This is a genomic window from Aeromonas sp. (assembly GCF_050633025.1).
GTDB lineage: Bacteria > Pseudomonadota > Gammaproteobacteria > Enterobacterales > Aeromonadaceae > Aeromonas.
This window is the reverse complement of record NZ_JBODRQ010000021.1, coordinates 1-25,591: the sequence shown is the minus strand read 5'-3', so window position 1 is coordinate 25,591 and position 25,591 is coordinate 1. Positions and strand designations below refer to the sequence as shown.

25 protein-coding genes, 1 tRNA gene and 1 pseudogene are annotated in these 25,591 nt (G+C 58.1%); 16 read left to right on the top strand and 11 right to left on the bottom strand.

Going from position 1 to position 25,591, the window contains the following annotated elements; translation table 11 throughout:
- Positions 1 to 43: 43 nt before the first annotated feature.
- Positions 44 to 1,129 carry a hypothetical protein gene (locus tag ACRAUW_RS04935; protein ID WP_431361393.1) on the bottom strand — a complete coding sequence of 362 codons (1,086 nt, stop codon included), beginning with the start codon at positions 1,127 to 1,129 and terminating at the stop codon, positions 44 to 46.
- Positions 1,130 to 1,384: 255 nt separating this feature from the next.
- Here ACRAUW_RS04935 and ACRAUW_RS04930 point away from each other — a divergent pair, with 255 nt between their 5' ends.
- The gene (locus ACRAUW_RS04930; protein ID WP_431361392.1) at positions 1,385 to 3,640 is read left to right on the top strand and encodes an LTA synthase family protein; all 2,256 of its coding nucleotides are present in this window, start codon (positions 1,385 to 1,387) and stop codon (positions 3,638 to 3,640) included.
- A 185-nt stretch (positions 3,641 to 3,825) separates the two neighbouring features.
- On the opposite strand, the gene ACRAUW_RS04925 is transcribed toward ACRAUW_RS04930, so the two are convergent.
- Positions 3,826 to 5,778, bottom strand: a complete 1,953-nt coding sequence (locus ACRAUW_RS04925) for a putative bifunctional diguanylate cyclase/phosphodiesterase (protein ID WP_431361403.1) — start codon at positions 5,776 to 5,778, stop codon at positions 3,826 to 3,828.
- 833 nt (positions 5,779 to 6,611) lie between these two features.
- Here ACRAUW_RS04925 and ACRAUW_RS04920 point away from each other — a divergent pair.
- From ACRAUW_RS04920 to ACRAUW_RS04910, 3 genes are read left to right on the top strand one after another with little or no spacing between them, the layout of a single operon-like run.
- Positions 6,612 to 7,550 (top strand): LysR family transcriptional regulator, encoded by a 939-nt coding sequence (locus ACRAUW_RS04920; protein ID WP_431361391.1) that lies wholly within the window; start codon positions 6,612 to 6,614, stop codon positions 7,548 to 7,550.
- Between the two features lie 54 nt (positions 7,551 to 7,604).
- Positions 7,605 to 8,627, top strand: coding sequence for a response regulator (locus ACRAUW_RS04915; protein WP_431361390.1), 1,023 nt, complete (start codon positions 7,605 to 7,607; stop codon positions 8,625 to 8,627).
- A gap of 8 nt (positions 8,628 to 8,635) precedes the next feature.
- Positions 8,636 to 9,067, top strand: coding sequence for a PAS domain-containing protein (locus ACRAUW_RS04910; RefSeq protein ID WP_042081919.1), 432 nt, complete (start codon positions 8,636 to 8,638; stop codon positions 9,065 to 9,067).
- Positions 9,068 to 9,157: 90 nt separating this feature from the next.
- Here the strand turns inward: ACRAUW_RS04910 and ltaE are convergent, their stop codons facing one another.
- From ltaE to ACRAUW_RS04895, 3 genes are all read right to left on the bottom strand, one after another.
- Positions 9,158 to 10,177 (bottom strand): low-specificity L-threonine aldolase, encoded by a 1,020-nt coding sequence (gene ltaE, locus ACRAUW_RS04905; protein ID WP_431361389.1) that lies wholly within the window; start codon positions 10,175 to 10,177, stop codon positions 9,158 to 9,160.
- 112 nt (positions 10,178 to 10,289) lie between these two features.
- Positions 10,290 to 10,991 carry a short-chain dehydrogenase gene (locus tag ACRAUW_RS04900; protein ID WP_431361388.1) on the bottom strand — a complete coding sequence of 234 codons (702 nt, stop codon included), beginning with the start codon at positions 10,989 to 10,991 and terminating at the stop codon, positions 10,290 to 10,292.
- A gap of 87 nt (positions 10,992 to 11,078) precedes the next feature.
- Positions 11,079 to 11,486, bottom strand: coding sequence for a helix-turn-helix domain-containing protein (locus ACRAUW_RS04895; RefSeq protein ID WP_431361387.1), 408 nt, complete (start codon positions 11,484 to 11,486; stop codon positions 11,079 to 11,081).
- 147 nt (positions 11,487 to 11,633) lie between these two features.
- Between ACRAUW_RS04895 and ACRAUW_RS04890 the strand changes: the two genes are divergently transcribed.
- Positions 11,634 to 12,533, top strand: a complete 900-nt coding sequence (locus ACRAUW_RS04890; protein ID WP_431361386.1) for an aldo/keto reductase — start codon at positions 11,634 to 11,636, stop codon at positions 12,531 to 12,533.
- A gap of 71 nt (positions 12,534 to 12,604) precedes the next feature.
- Here ACRAUW_RS04890 and ACRAUW_RS04885 read toward each other — a convergent pair whose 3' ends face one another.
- Entirely contained in the window at positions 12,605 to 12,886 is a 282-nt protein-coding gene (locus ACRAUW_RS04885) for an RNA recognition motif domain-containing protein (protein WP_005337180.1), read from the bottom strand.
- A 216-nt stretch (positions 12,887 to 13,102) separates the two neighbouring features.
- Positions 13,103 to 13,645, bottom strand: a complete 543-nt coding sequence (locus ACRAUW_RS04880) for a hypothetical protein (RefSeq protein ID WP_201938070.1) — start codon at positions 13,643 to 13,645, stop codon at positions 13,103 to 13,105.
- A 106-nt stretch (positions 13,646 to 13,751) separates the two neighbouring features.
- Between ACRAUW_RS04880 and ACRAUW_RS04875 the strand changes: the two genes are divergently transcribed.
- The 10 genes from ACRAUW_RS04875 to ACRAUW_RS04830 all read left to right on the top strand — a co-directional run bounded on the left by ACRAUW_RS04875 (position 13,752) and on the right by ACRAUW_RS04830 (position 20,845).
- Complete coding sequence (locus tag ACRAUW_RS04875; protein WP_431361385.1) at positions 13,752 to 14,522, top strand: amino acid ABC transporter ATP-binding protein; 771 nt, start codon at positions 13,752 to 13,754, stop codon at positions 14,520 to 14,522.
- Positions 14,515 to 15,312, top strand: coding sequence for an amino acid ABC transporter permease (locus ACRAUW_RS04870; RefSeq protein ID WP_431361384.1), 798 nt, complete (start codon positions 14,515 to 14,517; stop codon positions 15,310 to 15,312). Before ACRAUW_RS04875 ends, ACRAUW_RS04870 begins: the two co-directional genes overlap by 8 nt.
- 2 nt (positions 15,313 to 15,314) lie before the next feature.
- Positions 15,315 to 16,136: a transporter substrate-binding domain-containing protein gene (locus ACRAUW_RS04865; protein ID WP_431361383.1), complete on the top strand. Its 822-nt coding sequence runs from the start codon at positions 15,315 to 15,317 to the stop codon at positions 16,134 to 16,136.
- Positions 16,136 to 17,041 (top strand): amino acid ABC transporter permease, encoded by a 906-nt coding sequence (locus ACRAUW_RS04860; RefSeq protein ID WP_431361382.1) that lies wholly within the window; start codon positions 16,136 to 16,138, stop codon positions 17,039 to 17,041. Before ACRAUW_RS04865 ends, ACRAUW_RS04860 begins: the two co-directional genes overlap by 1 nt.
- Positions 17,035 to 17,772, top strand: coding sequence for a penicillin-insensitive murein endopeptidase (gene mepA, locus ACRAUW_RS04855; RefSeq protein ID WP_431361381.1), 738 nt, complete (start codon positions 17,035 to 17,037; stop codon positions 17,770 to 17,772). The genes ACRAUW_RS04860 and mepA overlap by 7 nt, the downstream gene beginning before the upstream one ends.
- Before the next feature lie 85 nt (positions 17,773 to 17,857).
- On the top strand, positions 17,858 to 18,448 hold the full coding sequence (locus ACRAUW_RS04850) for a LemA family protein (RefSeq protein ID WP_431361380.1): 591 nt from the start codon (positions 17,858 to 17,860) through the stop codon (positions 18,446 to 18,448).
- Complete coding sequence (locus tag ACRAUW_RS04845) at positions 18,445 to 19,185, top strand: TPM domain-containing protein (protein ID WP_431361379.1); 741 nt, start codon at positions 18,445 to 18,447, stop codon at positions 19,183 to 19,185. The genes ACRAUW_RS04850 and ACRAUW_RS04845 overlap by 4 nt, the downstream gene beginning before the upstream one ends.
- A 20-nt stretch (positions 19,186 to 19,205) precedes the next feature.
- Positions 19,206 to 19,823: a TPM domain-containing protein gene (locus tag ACRAUW_RS04840; RefSeq protein WP_431361378.1), complete on the top strand. Its 618-nt coding sequence runs from the start codon at positions 19,206 to 19,208 to the stop codon at positions 19,821 to 19,823.
- A 145-nt stretch (positions 19,824 to 19,968) separates the two neighbouring features.
- Positions 19,969 to 20,056: transfer RNA gene (locus ACRAUW_RS04835), tRNA-Ser, on the top strand.
- Between the two features lie 354 nt (positions 20,057 to 20,410).
- Entirely contained in the window at positions 20,411 to 20,845 is a 435-nt protein-coding gene (locus tag ACRAUW_RS04830; RefSeq protein WP_431361402.1) for a YcgN family cysteine cluster protein, read from the top strand.
- A gap of 541 nt (positions 20,846 to 21,386) precedes the next feature.
- Here the strand turns inward: ACRAUW_RS04830 and ACRAUW_RS04825 are convergent.
- The 4 genes and pseudogenes from ACRAUW_RS04825 to ACRAUW_RS04810 form a co-directional block, all read right to left on the bottom strand.
- A pseudogene (locus ACRAUW_RS04825) lies at positions 21,387 to 21,746 on the bottom strand (transposase); the annotation flags it as partial.
- Between the two features lie 157 nt (positions 21,747 to 21,903).
- Positions 21,904 to 22,422 (bottom strand): superoxide dismutase [Cu-Zn] SodC, encoded by a 519-nt coding sequence (sodC, locus tag ACRAUW_RS04820; protein ID WP_431361377.1) that lies wholly within the window; start codon positions 22,420 to 22,422, stop codon positions 21,904 to 21,906.
- A 28-nt stretch (positions 22,423 to 22,450) separates the two neighbouring features.
- Positions 22,451 to 22,981 carry an ankyrin repeat domain-containing protein gene (locus tag ACRAUW_RS04815; protein WP_431361376.1) on the bottom strand — a complete coding sequence of 177 codons (531 nt, stop codon included), beginning with the start codon at positions 22,979 to 22,981 and terminating at the stop codon, positions 22,451 to 22,453.
- A 115-nt stretch (positions 22,982 to 23,096) separates the two neighbouring features.
- The gene (locus tag ACRAUW_RS04810) at positions 23,097 to 24,671 is read right to left on the bottom strand and encodes a catalase (protein ID WP_431361375.1); all 1,575 of its coding nucleotides are present in this window, start codon (positions 24,669 to 24,671) and stop codon (positions 23,097 to 23,099) included.
- 195 nt (positions 24,672 to 24,866) lie between these two features.
- Here ACRAUW_RS04810 and ACRAUW_RS04805 point away from each other — a divergent pair.
- Positions 24,867 to 25,591: IS5 family transposase (locus ACRAUW_RS04805; RefSeq protein ID WP_431361374.1), on the top strand; the 725-nt coding region annotated here is incomplete at its 3' end.

Sequence of the window (25,591 nt, the reverse complement as noted above, 5' to 3'; positions counted from 1 at the left end):
CAGCAAGGCGCCCTGTTCATTTGTACTCCACGAAGGTGTTGGCTCAGGCAAGGCTAGTGGCAGGCAGCTGACAGGCCACGGCTTCACGGCGCAGCTGCTGCAAGCGGGCCAGCAGCCCTGTCTGCCCCAGCTCCGTCTCCTGAGGCGAGAGATTATCCACCAGCAGCGAATAATGATCCGTCACCGCCTGCATCAGCCAGTCGAGGCGGCGCAAGGTGAGCGGGCCGCAGCTCTGGCCGCTCAGATCATCGGCCACATCGAGCCGGTGGCTGCGATACATGTCACGCCACCAGTTGGCGACCAGCGCCTCATCGCTCGCCAGCGCGGCGCTCCACTCCCCATGCAGGGCGTACAGGCGGGCCAGCACGGGCGCGCTGGCCCCTTCACGGCTCAGGTGGTGGATCTCCCGTTTCACCCATTTCAGGCAAAGCTCGCGCCAGTAGCGAAATTGCGGCAGAGGATCGGCCTCATCGAGCCAGAGTCCGGAGAGGGTGCGGGTCTCCAACCGCTCCGGTACATGAAACTGCGGGTCGACCAAACCATTGGAGTTGTATTCAAAGCGGGGATCGAAGGTCCACATATAGCCAAAGTCGAACACGCAGATCTGCTCGCCGTCATCGAGCAGGTTACCCGGGCTTGGGTCCCAGTCAAACCAGCCCCAGCGAGCCAGCTCACCCTGCACCGCCAGCATCTGGGCCAGATTGCGCTCGTTAAGCTGATGGACCGGCACGCCCCGCAACCAGGGGGAGACCAGCACCCCAGCCCGCGCCGAGCCGAAGCTGGTGCAGACCACGTGGGAGAGGACGGTAGGATGCAGCTCGCGCAGCGCCTCGATTTCGCGCCGCCGCTCCAGCTCGGTCAGAAAGGCTGTCTTACCATCGATGTTAGCCACCAGTGAATCCTGACGGCGCCGCTTGAGGCACCAGTGATGTCCCTCTACCTTGAGGTGAAACACCTCGGCGGTGAGACCGTGGCGATAGACCTTGACCACCGCGGGATGGGAATCCTTCAGTTTGACCAGCTGGGCAAGCGACAGCGGGCAGTCACGCTCGCGCCCGACCCGAACCTCCTCCTTGCTCTCCAGCATACGCAGCAATCTGGCTTGCCGTGCCATTACCTTGGGATTCATTCATACACCTCCTGTCGCTACTGAGAGACTAAACAGCACCTCCCCAGCAGGCCAGCAGCAAAACCTCATGATGACGCTTTCATCACATATTCCGAGCCACCTCTCGATCGGGATCACAATTTGTCCGGCTAGACAGCAACCAAATACTCATTAAGTTGTCATTAAATTGACAAGCTGGAACCAGACCCGCACCATCGGGTCAAACTCTATGCGGATGAACGATCTCTCCCTTACTCGCTCAAAGGATGAGCTGATATGAATCGCCCCTTCTCAGGCCGCCCCCGCGTCCTGAATCTGCCCTCTCTGCTGCTTGCCCTGCTTGGCGGATTGCTACTGCTGACCCTGTTGTTGCCGCTGATCAATCCCGGCAGCTGGCTGGGCCGTGCACAGCCTCTGGTGCTGGGCCCCGCCGACAATCCACTGGCCACTCTCACCCGCCACGCCCTGCTCTATAAAAGCGACAGCCGCGGCCTCTATCTGGTGGTGCGCAGTCAGTGGCAGTTGCGGGGGCCGTTGCAAGCGGGGGACAAGGTGCGGGTGGAGCTGCTCAACGACAAGGGGGAGCGTATCGACCAGCTGAGTCAGGCCGTGGATAAGCGTCAGGTGTGCCGCAATAACCGCTGCTCGCTGGATCTCAACAGCACCCTGCGCGCCCCGGATGATGCACTGGCCAGCCGTTATCAGCTGCGCATCGGTCTGCTGCTCAAGGATCGTCCCGAGAGCGGCAATTTCAGCCAGATCCTGCAAACCCTGCCGGAGCAGGGCTTCAACCTCACCTATCTGGTGGTGAGCCTGACCCTGGTGCTGGCCCTGAGCGCCGCCGTGCTCAAAACGGTGCTGCCAAAGCTGCGCCGCAGCCTGCGCTGGCGGATCATCGGCAGCCTGCTGCTCGGCAACCTCACCTTCGTGCTGCTGCACGGCTTCGTGGTGTTCAAGCTGGGGGAGTTTCTGCTCTGGTCAGGCTTTCGGCCGGAGCACTACTATCTGGCCTGGGGCAGCATGGTGCTGGGCTGGAGCCTCTGTGCACTGGCGGGTTTCAACCTCTATATGGGGCTGGTCTTTACCGCACTTTCCGGCATCGGTCTGCTCGCCAACTTTATGAAGATCGCCATCTACGGCGTGCCGCTCGGCGGGGACGATTTTGGCAACCTGTTGGCGCTACTGCAGATCCTGCTCGACCAGCATCCCATCCTGCCCATCTTCACCGTGTTGCTGGCACTGTTTCTCTGCTGGCGCTTTGCCCTGTCACGCTGGGTGTTGCGCACTGCCGCCGCCACCGTCGCCTTCTTTGCGCTGTGCGTCTTTGCCACCCAGACCGGCAACAAGCTGCTGGGGGCCAACATTCGCTACGTGGATCGCGCGGTCAACTACCACAGGGACATCATCCGCTCCGGCCCCGGCCTCTATCTGTTCAACCTGGTGGACGAGATGCTGCAAAGCGGCAGCGTGTTTCGCTACCCCTTGCAGATCAACGAGCTGACCCCCCAGCTGAGCTATCCGCCTCAGGGCATAGCGCCGCGCTGGGATCTGGTGATCGTGTTGCAATATGAGTCGCTGATGCTCGACTGGAAGGGGCGGATCTGCGCACCGGCTCCCACCCTCTCCCTGCCCGCCAGCGTGCAGCAGTGGCACAAGACCATCCAATCCCCCACCACCGGCGGCATGACGGTGCTGGCGGAGTTCGAGATGAACACCGGCCTGCCGGTGGGGCTGCTCAAGCAAGGGGTGGTGCCCTACTACTACCTTTCTGATCAGGTGCCGGGGCTGGCCCAGAGCGCCAACCAGAGCGGCTACCAGACCCTGTTCGTCCACCCCTATGTGGAAAAATTCTGGGGCCGCGCCAAGGCGATCCCGGCGCTCGGCTATCAGGAACGCTGGTTCGACAGCCGTTTTTCCACCCTCGAGCACAAGGGGCTCTATATCTCGGACGATGCCCTCGTCGATCACCTGCTCAAACGCAGCGAACAGGATGACAAGCCGCTGTTTGCCTATGCAGTCACCATGCAGGGGCACGGCCCCTTCGATGGCCCACGCTATCAGGCACAGGAGCGCAGCGGCGCCTGCCCGAATGAGAGCGAGAGTGACAGACAGCTGCTCAACACCTACTACACCGGGGTGGTGGATGCCATGGCCTCACTGGAGCGGCTGCTCAAGAGTCTCGATCAGTCGGGCAAACGCTATCTGGTCATCGCCTTTGGCGATCACCAGCCGTTTTTGATGTCCGCCGGCAAGGGCATTCACGGCGACAAACCGGCGCGCGATGCCACCTACCAGATCCCCATGATGGCCTTCACCCGCGCCGATGATCCCCTCAATCTGGCGACCCAGTTTGCGCCGGTGCGCCAGCTCTACCAGATGGGTCAGGCGACTCGCCAGCTGCTGGCGGGGGATATCACCCCCATCGAGGACAAGCCTCTGCTCCATCCGGTGCTGGGGGAAGAGAAGGGATTCGAGCCATCAAGCCTGGTGCCGCAGATCCGCGCCAGCTTCCGGCCCGATGCCCTGCCCTGATCCTGCCTCTTGGTAGGGAAGCCCGGACGGTCATTGACAGCAATATGACTCATTTTTGCGGGACGCCTTTCCCGAGAAACGAGCTTGCATGCTAAATAACCCCTGCCAATCCGTCTCATGACCGGCGCAAAACAACAATTGATAGCGATACCATACAGCAAGGGGAAATACCTGAAACACACTGGTTACTCAACCATCGCGGCATTGAACAGTGGATAACGCCCAACCTGACACTCCACCACGAAACCGCTCGCCTCGACTTGCTCCACCGTCAGCGGCTTGCTGAACAGATATCCCTGGAACGCATGGCACCCCTGGGTCTGCAGTGCGGCCAGCTCGTGAGGCTCCTCCACCCCTTCCGCCATGATCCCCAACCCCAGATTGGTGGCCATGGCTGCAGTCGCCCGGATCACCGGCAAGTTGAGGCCGACCACGAAGGAGCGATCCAGCTTGATGTTGTTGATCGGCAACCGGTTGAGATAGGCCAGCGAGGAGTAGCCGGTACCGAAATCGTCGATGGCAATCTTGATCCCCTGCTCGCTCAAATCGTCGAGAATGCCGAGGCCCCCCTTCATATCGAGCATCAGCACGGTTTCGGTCAGCTCCAGCGTCAACAGGGAGGCATCCACCCCGTGCAGCTCCAGCTGCTGGCGAACTTGCCCGGGCAACGCCGACGAGAGCTGGAAACCGGAGAGGTTGACGGAGACCGGCACCCGCTGATGGAAACGCTTCTGCCAGCTGGCGACCTGTGCCAGCGCGGTGGAGAGCACCCAGCTGCCGATCTCGCGGATCAGCCCCATCTCTTCGGCGAGCGGGATAAATTCCACCGGCGAGACATGGCCGAGCACCGGGTTGTACCAGCGCAGCAGTGCCTCGTAACCGATCAGACGCCGTTTGGCGGCATCGACCTGCGGCTGGTAACAGAGGCTCAGCTCCTGGCGGCCGATGGCCTTGGCCAGAAACTGTTTGAGATTGAGCTTGCGCTGCAGGGTCTGCTGCATGCTGGGGGTAAAACGCTGCCAGCGCAGCCGTCCCATCTGCTTGGCCTGATACATGGCCATGTCGGCACGGGTGATGAGGTTGTCCCCGTCATCCGCATCATCGGGATAGATGGCGATACCGATACTGCCGCCAATGGTCACCTCCGGCAGCCCGCTCAATTGCAGCGGCTTGGTCATCTGGGAGAGCATCTGGTCGGCTACCTCTTGCGCCCTCTCCCCCTGATTACCCAGCGGCACCAGTGCTGTGAATTCATCGCCACCGAGGCGAGCCAGCTCCACATCCCGCGGGCAAATCTGTTTGAGGCGACCGGCGACCCGCTCCAGCAGGCGATCTCCCGCCTTGTGGCCGTAGTTGTCGTTGACCAGCTTGAAGTTGTCCAGATCCATGAACACCAGCGCGAAACGCTCCCCCAACCCGCAATAGGCCTCGAGGGATTTCATCAAGCCATACCGATTGAGCAGGCCGGTCAGGGAGTCGTGCCAGGCGAGGTGGCGATGCTCCAGCTCTTCGAGTTTGCGGTCGGTGATATCGCGCATGGTGAGCAGAATGCGGGCTCCCTGTTGGATATAGCGGAACTGATACTGGAACCAGCGCATCCCCTTGAGGGTACGGCACTCCCCCTCGGTCACCACCTCATCGAGACGGGAGAGCTTCTGGTAGAAGCCGTCATCATTGCAAGAGAAAACCTGGGAGAGCTTGGAAATCTGGTGGCCGAAACACATTTCGAAGTGATAGTTACCACTCTCGAACACACCGTGGCTATCGAACAGGCAGGCAAGGGTATCGCCGGTCGCCAGCGAGGACTCCTGATAGAGGGTATCGGAGTCGAGCACGGCCTCGGTCATCATCATCAGCCGGCCAGCCAGCTTAATACCGGAAAGACGCAGATAAATCTGCTTCTTGACCCCCTTCGGGGAGAGGGTCCACCACTCGTTGTAACTGCGACCCTGTTGAAAATCGCCCAGATAGCGCTGCAGCAGCAGATCGATGGCGGTCGCCATATCGGCAGAGAAGTCGCGGGAGCAGAGTTCGCCGAGAGACGTCGCCTCCCACACCGAAAGCGCTGCGCTGTTTGCCCAGAAAATATGGTGATGCGCGATGTCATAAACCCAGATCGGGGTATGCAGAACATCCATCGTCTTCAGTACCCGTTCGTCAAGCGTATTCATCTGGTCAAGGTCATTCATGCTGGAGGGTCACTGGTTAACCGGAAAACAGATCTGGCAAACCGCTGGCTGCAAAATGCAAGGTTCAAACACCTCTCGGCCACCATCGGTTTTACCTGGCCAAGAAAAGACAAAACAATTTCAGATATCAACAACAGGGCAGCCTATCCGGACACACAAAAAAGACTCATACAAAAACCCTGTTAACTAGAACAAAGCTTGTGTTGGATTTTTAACTTTTTTTCCAGTAAAAACAAGCACTAAGAGCTACTCAGTCGAGCCCCAGAAACACCGATTGTAAGTTTTCTGCGACAATGCCGTAATTGACAATTGCGCCAACTGCAAAAAAAGTCATCACTCCCTGTCATAAAGTTGACATTAATTAACCCCCTGATGGATATACAGCCAATAAAAACGCCAAAACGAACAAAAATCGTTCATTAAGGAGGAGCTGATATACCCCAGGTTCATTTTGCAACAAGCGATGAGCAAAAACCGAATATATGATCTGCATCACATCATTTATGTGATGGCAAACCGCTATCGTCTGGCACGCGACATAACCACCATTTATATGGTGCCGCAAAATCGCACTTAGCTAGCCTGATATTTCGATGAAAAGCCATTAACGCAGCGTCAACGACCACAAAAACACCATTTTAAAGTGTTTTGTTATAATTACGCTCTCTGAAAAACGGGTAACAGCAGAAATCGAATCCAGATCAATTAAACGCTGAATTACCCTTGCCAACATGAAACGCTCTTTTTATGGTTGCCCCCCTGTTACACCCTGAACAGCGTTTATGAAGCACATCGAAGAGTTCTACCTGTTCGTCAAGGTGGTGCAAGAGGGGGGATTCTCTCACGCTGCAGCCGCACTGGGCATGCCAACAGGCACCATCAGTCGACGCATTTCCCAGCTGGAAGAGCAACTGGGTTGCTCACTGCTACATCGTTCTACCCGCAAGCTCCGCCTTACCGATGACGGGCTCAGATACTACGAACGTCTCTGCACGCCGCTTGCACAAATCGAGCAGGCTACCAGCGAGATCCGGGGTAAAGAGGCCGATATCACCGGGCTTATCCGGATAGCAGCGCCCATCGCGCTCTCCAACACTATTCTCATTGATATGCTGGCTGAATTTGGCCTGCACTATCCCGAGGTACAGTTCGATATCACCCAGACCAATGATCACCAGCATCTGTTCGACAATGATCGGGATCTGGTGTTCTTCAACGGCGAGCTGCCCCAGTCGCTGCCCAATGCGATCTGTCTCGGTCATATCGAATACGGTCTGTTTGCCTCACCGCTCTATCTGGCCAAGAGAGGCACCCCCTCCCATCCCAACCAACTGGAAGAACACGATCTCATCTACTGCTGGCCACACCAGCACTGGCTGCTGACCGACAAGGATGGCCAGAACGTCTGCATCAAACGCAGCGCCAAACTGACCGTCAACCAGACCCAGGCCGCTGTGCGCGCAGCTCGGCGTCATCTGGGGATCATCAATGCTCCGCTGCACTACCTGAGCCGCTTCCTCCATGATGAGCAGCTGGTGCCGGTACTGACCGACTGGCAAACCGGCAATCGCCCCTTCTATATGTTGTGTTGCCAGCACCAGTTCGCTCCGTTGCGTGTTAAGATGTTCGTTGAATTTGTTAAAAAATACTCAGCGCGCTATCGCAATCGGCAGTGGGACAACCAATTTTCACCAGGTGACAACCTCACCCATTGCATCTGACCGCTAGCGGGCCACACTTATAGCACCCTTTGCCAACAGAGCCAGCCTAACGCCATGAATGTATTGATATGTGATGACTCCGGGTTCGCCCGCAAACAGCTGGCGCGGGCGCTCCCGGCCGACTGGAAAGTCAATTTGCACTACGCAGCCAATGGTCTCGAAGGGATCGAACAGGTGCTGATGGGTCATGGCGATCTCATCTTCCTCGATCTGACCATGCCGGAAATGGACGGTTACGGCGTGCTGGAGACCCTGAAACGGGAAGGGCTACGCAGCAAGGTATTCGTGGTCTCCGGGGATATCCAGCCAGAGGCCTATCAACGGGTCATGGGGCTGGGGGCGCTCGATTTCATCAAGAAGCCCGCCGCCCCAGATACCCTGCTAGCCCTGCTCAAACAACATGGCTTCTGGAGTGCTTCATCGGGTAATCAGCCGAGTCCAGCCGAGCCCTTGCCAAGCGGCGAGATAGCCGATGCAGGCGTCAAGATCACCCCCGAAATTCGCGATGTCTATCAGGAGCTGGCCAACGTCTCCATGGGTCAGGCGGCCGACTTGCTGGCTCGTCTGCTCAACGCCTTCGTGGTACTGCCTATCCCCAACGTCAACGTGCTGGAGGTCTCCGAGCTGCACATGGCCCTCTCGGCCGCTGCGGATTCGGATACCCTCTCCGCCGTCTGTCAGGGTTTTATCGGGGCGGGGATCGCCGGCGAAGCGCTGATCCTGTTCCATGACTCCAGCTTCAAAGATTTGGCCAAGCTGATGAACCATCAGGGGACGCTGGATCGTACCGCCGAACTGGAGCTGCTGATGGATACCGCCAACGTGCTGATCGGCGCCTTCCTGCGCGGCTACGCCAACCAGCTCGACACCCCCTTCAGTCAGGGCCACCCGGTAGTGCTCGGCCAGCACAGACCCATCAACGAGCTGATCAATACCAACAAGAGTCGCTGGCGCCGCACACTCGCCATCGAGATCAACTACCGGATCCAGGATTACGCTGTGCAGTGTGATCTGCTGCTGCTGTTTACCGAAGATTCCATCGCCACCATGAACAACAAAATCATGCACATGCTCTAGGAGTGACTATGGAAATCCGTGAATTTCATTGGCTGATGAACATAGTCCAGAACCTGGACGTCGGCTTGGTGGTGCTCGATAAGGAGTACAAGGTTCAGGTGTGGAACGGCTTTATGGAGAGCCACAGCGGCCGACTAGCCAGTGACGTGCGTGACGGCGTGCTGTTCGAACTGTTCCCCGATGTGGACAAAGCCTGGTTCGAGCGCAAGGCCAACATGGTCTTCAAGCTCAACAACCGCGCCTTCAGCACCTGGGAGCAGAAGCCCTATCTGCTGCGTTTCTCCAACTATCGCCCCATTACCGGCTCGGCCCCCCACATGTTCCAGAACCTGACGCTGGTACCACTGGCCGATTTCGGCGGTCAGGTGACTCATATCGCGGTGATGATCTACGATGCCACCGATGAGGCCATGCTGATGAGCGGCCAGCGGCAGGCTTGAGCTTGCTACAAATATCAGAGGGCGCCGCGGCGCCCTCTGATATTTCGGTATAAACAGGTCTGGGTATAACCTCTACCTCACACAACCGTCTCAACGCGCTCCGAGATACTCGGTGAAGGCGTCGATCACCTCTTCGATATCGTCATCGTTGATCTGCAGATGGGTCACCAGCCGCAGTTCGCCGTAACCGGAGAAGAGGATCCCCCGCTCCTTCATAAAAACGAGCAGAGGAGCGGACTCCCCCTCACGCAGTCGCAGGAACACCATATTGCTCTGCACCAGCGAGAGGTCGAGCTCGATGCCCGGCAACGCCGCCAGCCCTTCGGCCAGCCGTTTGGCACGGCGGTGATCATCGGCCAGACGGGCCACATGCTGCTCAAGAGCAAACAGACCGGCTTGCGCCAGAATCCCCGCCTGACGCATGCCACCTCCCAGCATCTTGCGCAGGCGGCGCGCACGGGCGATGAAATCGTGGCTGCCCACCAGCAGCGAGCCCACCGGTGCGCCCAACCCCTTGGAGAGACAAATCGAGATGCTGTCAAACGGTGCAGCGATCACCTCGACCGGGGCCTCACTGGCCACGGCGGCGTTAAAAAGCCGGGCGCCATCAAGATGGAGTTTCAATCCGCGTTCGGCAACGAATCTGCCCATCTCCTGCAGATAGGAGAGCGGCAGTACCTTGCCATTGTGGGTGTTCTCAAGGCAGATCAGGCGAGTCTGGACGAAGTGGGCATCATCAGGAGCCAGCGCCGCCTTGATATCATCGAATGCCAGCGTGCCGTCGCGCTGCATCGGCAAGGGCTGCAGGGCCACGGAGCCCAGCACGGCACTCCCCTGCGCTTCATAGCGATAGATGTGAGCGGCGTTGCCGAGGATGGCCCCCTCACCGCGCTGACAGTGGCTCATCACCGCCAACAGATTGGACATGGTGCCAGACGGCACAAACAGCGCCGCCTGTTTGCCCAGCAATCTGGCCCCAAAGGCCTCCAGCGCGTTGACGCCCGGATCTTCACCATAGACATCGTCACCGACTTCGGCGTGGAGCATGGCCTGACGCATGGCATCAGTAGGCTGGGTGACGGTGTCACTTCGTAAATCGATATAGCGCATGAGATCCCTCCTGAAACAGGAGAGTGACGTTAGCCATGCGCCCCTCGCTTGGCAAGGGGCGCATGAGCAGAATGTGAAGCCAATAGACGTCCGTAGAACTCGCAGGCGGGATTTACCAGGGTAGCGGCTGACCGTTGAGATCCACTAGCTGGCCCGATTGAGTCAACGATAACCCCTTGATGAGATTGAGCAGTTTCACCGCTACCTCGGCAGGATCCTGCAATTGATCCGCAGGCACCTCGCTCAGAAAGGGGGTGTTCATCGGGGAGTCCATCAGGCCGGGCGCCACCGCCACCACCCCTGCTTGCGGGAAACGCTGCGCCCACTCAAGGGCCAGGGTTTTCACCCCCATGTCGAGGGCCGCCTTGCTCATCCGGTAGCTGTAACGTCCCCCATCCTGATTCGCGGCGATGGAGCCCGCCAGATCGGAGATGGCGCAGAGCCACAGCGGATGGTCACTCCCCATCAACCGGCTGAAGCGGGCAGCCAGCGCCAGCGTGGGCCAGGCATTGGCCAGCAGGCTGTCACACAGCCACTTGGGGTGCACCTCTTCGACCCGCCGCTCCGGCATAAAGCTGACATCGTGCAACACGCCGATAGTGTTGATGACCACAATGGGGAGCGGATCGCTATCGTAGAGGGTAAACAGGGTATCGAACGAGATGGCATCCACCTCTGGCAGCGGGAAGAAGGCCCCCATCTCGATCCCTTTTGGATAGGTGCGCCCGGCCAGCAGGAAGGACTCCCCCCTTGCCATCAGCTCTCTTGCCAGCGCCGAGCCCAGCGCACCGCTTCCGAGGATCAAGTAGCTCATCGCCCATTCCATGGAGAGTTATCTTGCTTAGAGCGTATCAGAATAATCAACCGACCGTGACACGACCAAAGGGTAATATGCCCCTCATCACGCCTCCCCCAGATGGCGACCAAACTCCCGCGCCAGCGCCATATCGAGAAAACCGTCTGCTTTCTTGTGGGTGCGCAAAAACTGGTAATAGGCGAGCAGGGTGACCAGTGCCTCCTCATCGGGCAGCCCCACCCCGGGTTGCTGCTCGCCCAGCAGTAGCTGCGCCGCTGCCAGCGCCTCCCTGTCGACCACTTCCGCCTGACGGTAGAGATAACCGCAGCCGGTTGCTAGCCACTCCAGCGAGCAGTTGGCCCCCATGGCGATCTGGTTGGCCCGCGCCAGGCCTGGCTCGGCACCCTTCAAATATTTGCGGATCAGCGCTTCACTGAGCCCCACCTTGCGGGCAAAGGCGCTCACGCTCATCTCCCCGATCAGGCTTTGCAAGCGCTCGGCAAATCCTTCCATCCAACTCTCTCCCCTACTCTGCGGTCAGAACCAAAGTTCGAATCATGCCACTGCCCATTATTGCTTTGCCAGCCACATGGGGCCAAGATGCCCGCAGTCATCTATGTTGCACATCGTTTTCGCATCGCGTTTTTCAAGGAGTCAACCATGTCTGTATCCCGTGTCGCCCTGCATCCGCAAGGCCCCACCTTCTCTCGCCTCATCATGGGTTACTGGCGCCTGATGGAGTGGCAGCTCTCTCCGGCCGATCTGCTTGACCTGATGAAATATCATCTGGATCTGGGGGTCACCACCATCGATCACGCCGATATCTATGGCGGCTACCAGTGCGAAGAGGCGTTTGGCCACGCCCTGCGCCTTGAGCCTTCCCTGCGCAGCCGGATGGAGATCGTCAGCAAGTGCGGCATCGCCCTCACCGCCAAGCCGGAGCATGCTCTCAACCACTACAACACCGGCAAGGACCATATTATCGCCAGCGCAGAGGCCTCGCTGCGCAAGCTTGGCACCGACCATCTGGACCTGCTGCTGATCCACCGTCCGGATCCTCTGATGAACGCCGATGAAGTGGCCGACGCCTTTATCACCCTGACACAGGCGGGCAAGATCAAGCACGCCGGAGTATCCAACTTCACCGCCCGTCAGTTCGAGCTGCTGCAATCGCGTCTCCCCTTCCCGCTGGTCACCAACCAGCTGGAGATCTCTCCGCTTCATCAGGAAGGGACCCTCGATGGCTCCCTGGATCAGTGCCAGCAGCTTGGCATCAAGCCGATGGCCTGGTCATGCCTCGGCGGCGGCCGACTATTCAGCGATGACACTTATGCCCCGCTGCGTGCCGAACTGGAGCAGATCCGTCAGGAAGTGGGCGCCCAGACTATCGAACAGGTGGTCTACGCCTGGGTGATGATGCTGCCAAGCCAGCCGCTGCCATTGATTGGCTCCGGCAAGCGGGAGCGGATTGCTGCCGCCGTGGCCGTCGAATCCATCGGGCTGAACCGCCAGCAGTGGTTCCGTATCCGCAAGGCGGCGCTCGGTTACGACGTTCCCTGATAACTGCAAAACGTCCAGAAATAAAAACGGCATGGCGGAAACCCATGCCGTTTTTTTATTGCCGAGGCACCTTAGCGGTGGCGCTGTTGCGGGCGACCACGGGGAGCATCTGTCTTCGGTTTGGCCTGGTTGACGGTGATGGTACGGCCACCGACTTCAGTGCCATGCAGACCAGCGATGGCCTTTTCGGCATCACCATTGACCGGCATTTCAATAAAACCAAACCCCTTTGACTGGCCGGTATCGCGGTCGATGATGATATCAACCTTGTCGACCTGTCCAAACTGGCTGAACAGGGTTTTCAGTTCGTCGGCCGTCATCCGGTACGACAGATTTCCTACGTAAATCTTCATGCCATCCACTCTCGATTCAAGGTGCCTTCTCTATGCAATTACCAGCATAACGGTAAGGGCACAACCCCTATGCCGGACCTGCCATGGCTTCATGCCGTGGCCTTCTCCACACTGTCGTCAAGTGATTGATCTCTTGGGTGAACAGTGCAGACAAGATCAATTCGAGTCACTGGCAGTATCTGAGCTTTGCCGGGAATTGTCGAGAAAATAGTCGATTCAGGCCGCTTGCAGATCTGACAACCGTTGCGCCAGCATCCGGCGGCCGTGCCAAGCCCGTTTAAAGCCGAAGCGATAGACAGACGGGCTCACCAGATGGAGCTCCCCCGCCTTGAGATCCAGCAAGGCCATGGCCGCCGCCAGCTCCTCTTCACTCAGTTGCAGATCGAGGCTAAAGTCGAGCCACTGGCCATCGTGACCCACTCGCCGCTCCCGTTCGAGCGCCACCAACTGACTGCGGGGCAGTGCCAGCGCTTCATCCTTGTTGCCATTGAGCAAATAGATATGCTGTTCATCCCACCCCAGCTCCGCCAGGCGCCAAGGCTGCCAGCTGCGGGGCAGCGACACCATGATCCCGGTGATGCCACCAAAGACCACGCCTACCCAGTTGAGCAGCGCCATGGCGCCCCAACCATCCCACAAGGAGGCCGCCACCACGCCCCAACTCACCAGCAACAACAGAAAAATGACGCAGCGATAGCGAACCGCTGGCGGCATCAACAGCTGCACTTGGGAACCGGCAAGCAAGGATGTAATACGCATGAAAAGCTCCTGTCATCACGAAATGGCGCCATTGTGAATAGCCATCAGGATGCTGACAAGGGGGTTTTCTTTGTCATCCCCCTATAAAATCAATACCATGGCGTAAATGATCCTCAGTGGAACCCGCTTCTTGACCAGCTCGCAACCCTGTGTGCGCTTTTGTGGCGTCAACAAATTCTATGGCGACTTTCAGGCTCTTCATCACATCGATCTCACCATTGAACGGGGAGATAAGTGGGTCATCTGTGGCCCGTCAGGCTCGGGAAAATCGACGCTGATCCGCACCATCAACGGGCTGGAGGGGATCGACGGCGGCCAGCTATTCCTGTTTGGCGAGCCGGTAACCCCTTCCTACCTGCGCCGCCTGCAAGGTCGGGTTGGCATGGTGTTTCAGCAGTTCAACCTCTTCCCCCATATGACGGTGTTGGAAAACCTGATGGTGGCACCGGTGCATACCCTGGGGTTGCGCCCCCAGGAGGCCAAAGCCCGGGCGCTCGGGCTGCTCGAGCGGGTGCGCATTCAGGCACAGGCCGACAAGTACCCCCACCAGCTCTCCGGTGGCCAGCAGCAGCGGGTCGCCATCGCCCGCTCCCTCTGCATGCAACCCGAGCTGATGCTGTTTGACGAGCCCACCTCCGCCCTCGACCCCGAGATGATCCGCGAAGTGCTCGATGTGATCCGCGAGCTGGCTGACGAGGGGATGACCCTGATCTGCGTCACCCACGAGATGGGCTTTGCCCGTCAGGTGGCGGATCGGGTGCTCTTTATGGATGAGGGGAAGATCATCGAGTCGGCCCCGCCCGCCCAACTGTTCAACGCCCCCCGGCACCCGCGAACCCGGGCCTTCCTCGAACAGGTGCTCAGCTATCATGGCTAGGCTCAATCGCCCCCGCCTGCTTGGCTGGCTGTCGGGCACTGTGATGCTCTCTGCGCTACTGGGCTGGGCGCTCTATAGCGGCGCTCGCCAGATGGGCTATGAGTGGCAGTGGCCGCGGGTGTTGCCCTTTCTCGGCGAGTGGGACGAGGGGATCTTTTATGCCGGCCCCCTGCTAAACGGCCTGCTGGTCACTTTGCAGGTGGCGCTGCTCAGTCTGCTGGGCACGATGGCGGTCGGAGTGTGCGTGGTTAGCCTGCGGCTGCTTCCCTCCCGGCTCGGCCCCTGGCTCGCCATCGCCTATCTGGCGCTGGTGCGCACCACGCCCCAGTTGGTGCAGCTCTATATTCTCTATTTCTTGCTGGGCCCCATGCTGGGATTGGCCCCCCTTGCCTGCGCCGTGTTGAGCCTCTCCCTCTATCAGGGCGCCTTCACCGCCGAGGCCTTGCGTGCAGGCGTACAGGCCATTCCCAGAGGACAGTGGGAGGCAGCCCAGTCGCTTGGCTTGTCACGGGCCATCACCCTGCGCAAGGTGATCCTGCCCCAGCTGGTGCGCATCACCTTGCCGCCGCTCACCAACGAGCTGGTCTCCCTTATCAAACATTCGGCGCTGGTGAGTGTGATCGCCATCTTCGATCTGACCAACGAAGGGCGTACTCTGGTTGCCGATACGTTTCTGACCTTTGAGGTGTGGTTTACCGTGGCCGCCCTCTATTTGCTGTTAACCCTGACGCTGTCAACCTGTTCGCGGGCACTGGCCCGTCATCTGGATCCGGACCAACAAGGACGCTAACCATGAATCTGTCATTCAAGACCACCCTGTCGGGCGCAACCCTGCTACTGGCAAGCCTGCTCACTCCGGCACTGGCACAAACTGCCCCCTCCGACACCCAGGCGCAGATCGAGCAGAGCGGTACCCTGCGGGTCGGCATGTCCACCTTCGCTCCCTGGGCGATGCGCGACAAGCAGGGCGCCCTGATCGGTTTTGAGATTGACGTGGCCCGTCGCCTCGCCACAGATAACGGCTGGCAAGTAGAGTTCGTGCCTACCGCCTGGGATGGCATCATCCCCTCCCTGCTGGCGAAAAAATATGACGTCATCATCGGCGGCCTCACCATCACCCCCGAGCGGGAGAAGAGCGTGCGCTTCACCCAGGTCTACTCCCATTCGGGGGTGCAGCTGGCCGCCTCAAGCACCATGGCCAAAGAGAATAAAACCGTGGCGGACTTCAACCAGCGCGGGGTGATCCTGGCGGTACGTCGTGGCGCCTCACCGGTACAGGTGGCAAAAGAACACTTCCCCAAGGCCACCCTGCGCCAATTTGATGACGAGTCACAGGTATTTCAGGAGGTGCTGAACGGCCGCGCCCACGGCGCCCTCTCCTCTTCCCCGAAACCCGAGCAAAAGGCGCTGCGCCACCCGGATGCCCTCTTTATGCCGTTTGCCGAGCCGTTGGCACAAGGCGACGAAGGCTTTGCCCTGCGCAAGGGGGATGATGCCCTGGCTGAGCAGTTCAACGAGTGGATCGCCGCCCGTCAGGCCGATGGCTGGCTCAAAGCGCGCCATGACTACTGGTTCAAGTCGCTGGCGTGGGAAGCGCAGGTCGCCAATCCCTGATGATGATTGCTCTAAAAGAGACCATCCGGCGCATCGTCCGTGGGGCATGTCGGAACATCAACTGGCTGGATGGGGCGATCGCCCTGATCCTGCTGCTGGCTGGCCTCTGGCTGGCCAGCCGCTTGCACATCGGGGTAGCCTATCAGTGGCGCTGGCATGAGGCCTTCGATCTGCTGTTCACCCTTGGCCCTCACGGCGAGTTGCCCTACTTTTTCAGCGGTCTGCTCACCACCTTGCGCATCGCCCTGCTCGGCATGGTGCTGGCGCTGCTGCTCGGCACTGCGCTGGGGGTAGCCGCCTTCAGCCGCCGCCCCTGGCTGGTGATGCCCGCGACCCTGTTTATCCAGCTGATCCGCAATCTGCCGCCGCTGGTCTTTATCTTCATCTTCTACTTCTTTATCGCCAACCAACTGCTACCTGCAAGCGGCCTCTCACGCTGGCTCGGCACCGTATCGCTCTCCCCGTGGCAAGAGGCGCTGTTTGGCCCACCTGCCCGCTGGGAGAACCTCATCTCAGGCACCCTCTGCGTTGGCATGATCAGCGCAGCCTTCGTCGCCGAGATCGTCCGTGCCGGGCTGACCGCCATCCCCCGCGGCCAGTGGGAGGCGGCGCAGAGCCTCGGACTCTCCCCCTGGGTGCGGCTGCGCCATGTGATCCTGCCGCAGGCCATGCTGCTGATGTTGCCCCCCCTCACCGGTCAGCTCATCGCGCTGGTGAAGGATACCGCCATCGTTTCCCTTATCTCGGTGCAGGAGCTCACCTTCGTCGGCACCGAGATGGCCAACTCCAGCGGGCTGGTCTACGAGATCTGGCTGCTGGTGGCTATCGCCTATTTATCGATATGTTTGAGTCTGTTCGTATTGCTGAGCCGACTCGAAACAAGACAAGGAGCACGCACATGCTGACATCCCTGTTGCTGGCGACCGTATTGCAAGCGGAAGCCATCGGTGGTTATGCCGCCGGTTGCCTGAAAAACGGCGTATCCCTGCCCCTCGAAGGGCCGGGTTATCAGGTGATCCGCACCAAGCGGCTGCGCTACTACGGCCACCCCGACCTCATCCACTATCTGCAAGCGCTGGCCAACCAGACCCGCATGGCCGGGCTGCCGGATCTCTATATCGCCGATCTGGCGATGGCCCGTGGCGGCCCCTTTACCTCCGGCCATCGCAGCCACCAGACTGGCCTTGATGCCGATATCTGGTTTCGCATGGCCAACCGCCCCATCAGCAAATGGGAGCAGGATGCCCCCAAGGAGTGGGCGCTGATCGACGAACCCAGCTACAAAATGTTACCGGGCCGCTTTGGTCCCCAGCAGCTCACCCTGCTGCGGCTGGCGGCCAGCAAACCCGAGGTGGCCCGCATCTTTGTCAATCCGGTGATCAAATCCGCGGTCTGCCAGCAAGCTGGTGACGAACCCTGGGTCGCCAAGCTGCGCCCCTGGGTGGGCCACTTCAGTCACTTCCACGTACGGCTGCGCTGCCCGGTAGGCAGCCCGGATTGCGAGCCCCAGGCTCCCATTCCGCCCGGCAATGGCTGTGGGGAAGAGCTGGCCTCCTGGCTCAAAGACAAGCCCCAGCTGCCCAAGGTCTCCGGCATCAACAAGCGACCCGAACTACCTGCGCGTTGTGGCAAATGACCCCAAGCTGGTATGGTGGTGCACTCTTGGTCGTACACCATCCATGGCGCACTATCGACTCGAAATATCAAAGGAGAACAACAAGATGGCCACATCACTCTGGCGCAGAACCACGCAGAGCCTGTTGACCCTGACCCTGCTGCTCGGCCTGAGCGGCTGCGGCATGAACAATATTCCAACCCTGGATGAGCAGGTTAAAGCAAGCTGGGGGCAGGTGGAGAACCAGTATCAGCGCCGCGCCGATCTCATCCCCAATCTGGTGGCCACCGTCAAGGGCTACGCCAGCCATGAGCAGGAGACCCTAAAGGCGGTCACCGATGCCCGTGCCCGGGTCGGCAGCGTACAGGTGAGTGATCCTGCCCAGCTCAAGGAGTTTGAAGCGGCGCAGAACCAGCTCTCCAGCGCCCTCTCTCGCCTGATGGTGGTGGTAGAGCGCTACCCCGAGCTGAAAGCGGATCAGCAGTTCCTTGCCCTGCAGGCCCAACTGGAAGGAACCGAGAACCGCATCTCGGTGGCACGCCGCGACTATATCGAGGCGGTGCGCCAGTTTAATACCGAGATCCGCACCTTCCCCGGCGTTATCTGGTCCAAGCTGCTCTACTCGGATCTGGAGGCCAAACCCAGTTTCAGTGCCAAACCCGGTGCCGATGAGGCGCCCAAGGTCAGCTTCCAATGAAGATGATGCTGCGCTGGTTTCTTCCCTGTCTGCTGCTCTGGGCCACTGCCCTGCAAGCGGTACCGGACTTCCCGACGCTGAGCGGACGGGTGGTGGATGAAGCCAGTCTGATGTCCCGCAAACAGGCCCATCAACTGACCCAACAGCTGGCCGCCTTTGAAAAGCGCAGCGGTATCCAGCTGGTGGTGGTCTCTGTCGACAGCCTCGATGGGGAGACTATCGAGGAGTATGGCTACCAGCTCGGTCGCCACTGGGGGATCGGCCAGAAAGGCAAAAACAATGGCGTGCTGTTGCTGATCGCCCAGGATGAGCGCAAGGTGCGGATCGAGGTAGGCTATGGATTGGAAGGCGCCCTGCCCGACGCCATCGCCGCCAACATCATCCATGGCCGCATCCTGCCCGCCTTCAAGCGCGGCGATATGGTGGCCGGGATCATGGCAGGCAGCCAGAGCATCATGAAGGCACTCGCCGGGGAATATCAGCCGGTCGAGCAGCCAAAGAGTGACAACGGTGGCGGCCCCTGGCTGTTTATTCTGGTGGTGATTGCGATGATCGTGCTCCACAACCTGCGCGGGGGTGGTGGCGGTGGGCCGGGAGGACGACGTCGGTCGACCTACATGGCCGGTGGATTGGGTGCCGGCTCCTTTGGTGGTCGCTCCAGCGGCGGATTCAGCGGTGGCGGCGGCAGTTTTGGCGGCGGCAGTTTTGGCGGCGGCGGAGCCTCCGGTGGCTGGTAACAGGAGTAAAGAGACAAATCATGATTTCTAAACAGTTCTTCCACACGCTTCAGGCTAAGGTACGCGAAGCGGAGCTAGAGACTGATGCTGAACTGGTCACCGTGCTGGCCCCGGCCAGCGATGGCTATCGCTACATTCCCACCCTCTGGGCGGCGCTGCTGGCGATGCTCACCCCGCTGCTGGTGTTCCAGCTCGGCTTCTGGCTCGGCTGGTACGAAATCCTGCTGGTACAGTGGTCGGTCTGGCTGCTGCTGAGCCTGCTGTTCCACTGGACCCCCATCAAGATGCGGCTCATCCCGAAGAAGGTTCGCCAGCTCCGGGCTGCCCTGATGGCCCGCCTGCAATTTGTCGAGCAGGGGCTGCACCGCACCCGCGACCGGCTCGGGGTGCTGATCTTCGTCTCGGCCGCCGAGCACTATGTAGAAATACTGGTGGATGACGGCATCGCCCAGCATATCGACAACGGCCAGTGGCAGGAGATCATCGACGACTTCGTGGCGCGAGTGCGCAACAAGGAGATCGAACAGGGTTTTCTGGAGTGCGTGGAGCGCGTTAGCGCCATTCTGACCGATGCCTTCCCGGCCACCCGGGATCAAAACGAGCTGCCGGACAGTCTAATCATCCTCGACAAGCCCTGATCCGGTTTAAAAAACCGGCATTCTGCACAAGGGTTAGGCATTCGGAAAAGATTATGAAAAATAAGGGGAAAAGAGGTTGACCCACACAGCCCTTTCCCCTAAATTACGCCCCGTTCCAGCGCAACAGCGCAGCGAACGAAAATTTGGTGAGGTGTCCGAGTGGCTGAAGGAGCACGCCTGGAAAGTGTGTATACGGCAACGTATCGAGGGTTCGAATCCCTCCCTCACCGCCAAATATAACCCGTTGAATTTCAACGGGTTTTTTCATTTCTAGACTTACGTGATTTTTTTCCTGGATCAACTAGGTGGAACAATCATGTATCTGAGTAAAAATGCCTCCGGCACCTACTACACTCGTCTCCCGCTGCCTAAGTCATTACGGAAATATGTGATTCGATCACAAAACACCCAATCGACTTTGCTGCCCACCAGCGAACCCGTTTGAGCAATATGAAGAGACTGTGAATCATCGCATTCATTCGACCTGATCACGACAATTTGCCCGCCGGAGTAACCCTCTCCTTGAAATAACGGGTAACAAGGGGTATAACCACGCGCTTTATCAGGTGTAATAAGTGAGCGGTATGATGCAATCCCCCTTTTGGCAAACCAAGAGTCTGCAGCAGATGACTGAATCCGAATGGGAATCCCTCTGCGATGGTTGCGGAAAATGCTGCCTCAACAAGCTGATCGATGAAGATACCGACGAACTGGTATTCACCAATGTCGCCTGCAATTTGCTCAATACCAAGACCTGTCAGTGCTCTGATTATGCCAATCGCTTCAAAAAAGAGCCTGACTGTCTGCAGATCACCCATGACAAGATCGCCGAATATGACTGGCTCCCCTCAACCTGCGCATATCGTCTGCTGGCCGAAGGTGACACTCTTCCGGAGTGGCATCCTCTGCTAACCGGCAGTCGTTCCGCGATGCATCAGGCAGGTCAATCCGTCCGTGGCAAAGTCATTCACGAGGATCAGGCGGGTGAATGGATCGATCACATCATCACCTGGGCCAGCTGACACGCTCAACCCACTATTTTCCAGAGACAAGGGCTGCACAATGTACGGCCCTTGTTGTTTTTGCAAGCAGGGTTTGTAGCTTCACACATATCTGGCTGGCTAATGTATATTCCGGCCGATCATGAACACCGATTCTGGTTCAACGTGAACACCATTTCCGGACCAACGTGAACGCTCATTCCGGTTCAACCTGAACACTTTGCACCTCCTTTCCGGAAACAGTGTTCAACATCCCGGAATCACTGTTCACATTCACCGGAAGGCGGGACTCGTATTGTACTACTCTGGTTGACCCTGCCCCCCACACCAAATCGCAAGGCGCTAACTGCTCGGCATGTTGAGCTGCGGTGTCAGACCATGGCTGGTAAAATCCGAGGGAAACAAAGTACTTCCAAGTACGTGGCGTTGATAGCGGAGCCAGCCAGCGAATTCCATCAGGGATAGAGGCAGTAGCCTCGATCAAAATCCGGATCTATGGCTGCAATCTCCACCTGACTCACTTTCATGGATTGAGAGCTTGGCAAACCGGGGCGACCATCTATGTTTCCATGCCTCGGGCATAGAGGGAGAGAATGCGAGCATCAAAACCCTGGAGCTGCTTTTCGCCTTTTTTGACCAGCAGTGGTTCGAAGCTGCCGTTGCGATCCCGGGGGATCTCCAGCGCGATGTCCCCGTGGACGGAACGGACCGTCTTGGCACTTTTGCCATTACGGGAGTTACCGGTGTTCTTGCCGTCGCTGGCATGTTTGGCGTAGCCCAAGTGTGCCGTCATCTCGGCTTACAGGACTCGCTCGGCAAGGCGCTTGGTGAGCTGCTTGAGTAGACCGCTCTCGCCAAGGATATCGTCAGGGCTGGAGCAGCCCGCCAGCAGTTGATCTATGAGTTCGTCTGATAATGGCATTCTGTTGTCCTTTCAACAGGTTGGTAAGAATGCCAGTTACACAGATTTTTTTACTCTCTCGCGGGCCCTGCAGCAGTGGGGCGTTGAGCTGCCAATAAACGTCGGCTATTTTTACCCAAGCAAGTCATTTACCTCGCCTATCACCGTGAAGTTATATTCATGGGATGATACCGCATACAACCCTCGGTCCACCGCCACCAAGGGGGGCTGGATGATCTGAGTGGTTGTCACCGCCTGCATGAATCATCAAGGCCTTACCACTCAGTTCCGCCATAGTCAGGCGTGGTGCCAAAACTGGTTGAACAGCGTTACCTACCTCATCGACATAGAGAGGTGGTAAATCTCCCTTGTGGACATCATCCTGCCAAGGGGCGCCATGGCGCCCTGTTTGCTGGGGATCATAATGACCACCCGCCGCGCCACCCGCAACGCTTTGCCCATCCTTAATACTGCTGTCGCAGCTCCCGTTTGCGTGCACATGGAATCCATGCAAACCTGCAGGCAAAGAGGACTGTGCCGGAGTAAAGACTGCTCCATATGGACTTTCACTCAACTCTACTTGCCCAACGACAGCCCCGCTGGCCAGATCCTTCATCGTCACACTAGCTGCAGTGGCATTGAAACTTACTACCAACACTGCAGCAAGCATCACCTTACTCATTCGGTTATTCATCATTCTTCCCCTTGCTCTATTACATCGAGGGTTAATTACCCTCGATGTAATTGCCTTCCCCAGCACCAGTTGCCAGAGCACGAAACCGCTCGCCCTGTCCAAAATGCTCGGCAAACTGAGCCGCCGTCATAGTGCTTTTATCGGTAACAGGCTCATCAGCCCGTTTATCACTATCCCAATCACAATCAATGGCATATAGGGTTTTCGCAATACGCCATTCACCCTTGATCACCGCCCCCATTAATGCGGTATGACCTCGTTTGTCACGCAAGCAAGGGTCTGCCCCTCTTTCGAGAAGAGACTTCACTGCCTCCGACTGCCCTTGGTAAGCGGCAATCATCAGTGCGGTGTAACTCTGCTCATTGCGCTCATCGATCGGGAAGCCAGCTTTTACAAATTCATTCAGAACACTCACCTCTCCGCTGCGAGCAGCGGCAAAGAAATATTCTTGTAAGCTGGCAGGCTGCAATTGCGCCACCTCTGTCGGCTCGCTACCCCTGGCTGGTTCAGACAACCCCACAAGCACCACAAACAAACTCAGCAGCAAACGGTTAGGTACCATCCTGCACTCCTTCAACATAATGCCTGCAAGGCCCGGTTCATGATTGCAGGCAGGAACAAGTGGGCCCTGCAGGACTTACCGAGTTACCCCCACCGCCTGCCTGGCGGGGGCAAAATTAGAGTTTGCTCGCGAGTTGCTTGACCTGCTGCTCATCCCCCTTAACGGCACGAGTTAGGGCCATACCATATTCACTGTCTGCTTTGTAAAAGTGGGCCAGCATCTTGTGCTTCACTCCACTGTCACGCACAGCACCGAGATCGGCAGCCAAGTTGCGCACGAGATTAGTCTTTCCTTTAGCATCGAGAGAACGATAGAAATTGCCGGCCTGGCTGAAGTTATCGGTTTTCTCGATCTGCTTTTGCTGAACTGTACCCTCTAGCGCTGTCATTACTGCGCGAGCCTCTGCCACCATGGTCTTAGGTGCCTGGCTGCTCGGTTCATAGTTCACGTTGCTGATTGTATTGCCAATGTTCATGGCACCATCCTGGTTGTTACTCACAACCGGCACCAATGGACGGTTGATAGGCAACTGTTGATGGTTTGCTCCGAGACGGTAGAACTGGGTGTCACTGTAGGCGAACAGACGCCCCTGCAGCAGACGATCTTCGGAAGGTTCGATACCCGGAACCAGGTTGGCCGGAGCAAAGGCCGACTGTTCGGTTTCTTGGAAGAAGTTGTCAGGCATTCGATTAAGGGTCATGGTCCCAATCTTCTGCTCAGGCACCCCCTCCCACACCTTGGTTGCGTCCAACGGGTTGTAGCTAAAGTCGTTCAACTGAGAGGGCTTTAACACCTGAATAGCCAGATCCCATTTCGGGTAGTCGCCGGCCTTGATGGCACTGTACAGATCCCGGGTTAGATGGTTGAAATCCTGACCTTGCACCTTAGCAACCTGATCTAGATCCAGACTGCTTACCCCCTGCCGGCTGCGCCAGTTGAATTTGACGTAATGCACATCACCCTTGGCGTTAACGAACTTGTAGGCATGCACACCGAAGCCATTCATTTTGCGATAGCTGGCTGGGGTGCCGAGGTCGGAGTAGACCTGAGTCAGCATATGGGTAGAGGCAGGATCCTGGCTCATGAAGTCAAACACACGGTTCGGGTCTTGAATATTTTCGACCGGTGAAGGTTTGAGAGAGTGGACCATATCGGGAAACTTGATGGCGTCACGGATGAAGAACACAGGCAGGTTATTGCCTACCAAATCCCAGTTGCCCTGGTCGGTATAAAACTTGGTAGCAAAGCCACGTGGATCCCGGAGGGTCTCTGGACTATGTTGGCCATGAATAACTGTGGAGAAGCGAACGAAAACGGGGGTTTTCTTGTTCACTGCTGAGAATAGGCTTGCAGAAGTGAGCTCTGGAATAGCATGGGTCACTTCAAACTCGCCATGGGCGCCAGTACCTCGGGCATGAACAACCCGCTCGGGGATCCGTTCCCTGGCAAAGCGCTGCAATTTTTGGATGAGATGCACATCTTGCAGCAAGACAGAACCATTCTCACCGGCCGTAGTAGAATGCTGATTATCACCTACGGGCGCACCGTTATCGCGGGTGAGGACATCAGCTTGAACGTGCAATGCAAGGCCCGACATGAGAGCAATTGTCAATTTTGTCATTATTTTCATTTCTTCCCTTATTTTTTCTAGATTTATTCCTGCCTGCGTGCTCAATACTATGCCAGCCATGCATTCTAAAAAAACGATTAAATACGATTAAATCATTCTGTTTTCACGATTAGGTTTAACCGTGGCTGAAATGAGTGAGAAAGAAATAGGTCACCAACAAGGCTTTGCTGATTGATGGCCATATCTAAGGAATGTGCGAACCAGTCCCTGATGTGAGATCATGAGCCCCACTTGGCATCATGGATAAGGTTCAGTATGAATCATCAGCTCACCTTCGCGGTTAGCGAGTTCAATGGCAAACGCCGCAAAACCCGTAAGGAGTTATTCCTGGCTCGCATGGAGGCGTTGCTCCCATGGGCAATGATGCTGGAGGTCATCGAGCCCGTCTATCCCAAGGCAGGTAATGGCCGTCGCCCCTACCCACTCGATACCATGCTGCGCATTCACTGCATGCAACAGTGGTATAGCCTTAGCGACGGCGCCATGGAGGATGCGCTCTACGAGATTACTTCGATGCGTCTGTTTGCCAAGCTCTCACTGGACCAGGCCATCCCCGACCGCACCACCATCATGAACTTCCGCCATCTGCTGGAGCAGCACCAGCTGGCCCGGCAGCTCTTCGACGCCGTCAACCTGTGGCTTTCTGACGCCGGCATCATGATGAAGCAAGGCACGCTGGTCGATGCCACTCTCATTGAGGCCCCTTGCTCAACCAAGAACAAGCGTTGCGAGCGTGACGGCGAGATGCACCAGACCAAGAAAGGCAATCAATGGTACTTCGGCATGAAGGCACATATCGGTGTCGATGCCAAGAGTGGCCTGACGCACAGTCTGGAGACCACGGCAGCCAATGAGCACGACCTCAATCAAGTGGGGAGTCTGCTCCATGGCGAGGAGGCATTTGTGTTCGCTGACGCAGGATATCAGGTCGCGGTAGGAATGGCGGTCACCCGCCACCCCCCGCACAGATCCGGACGTGC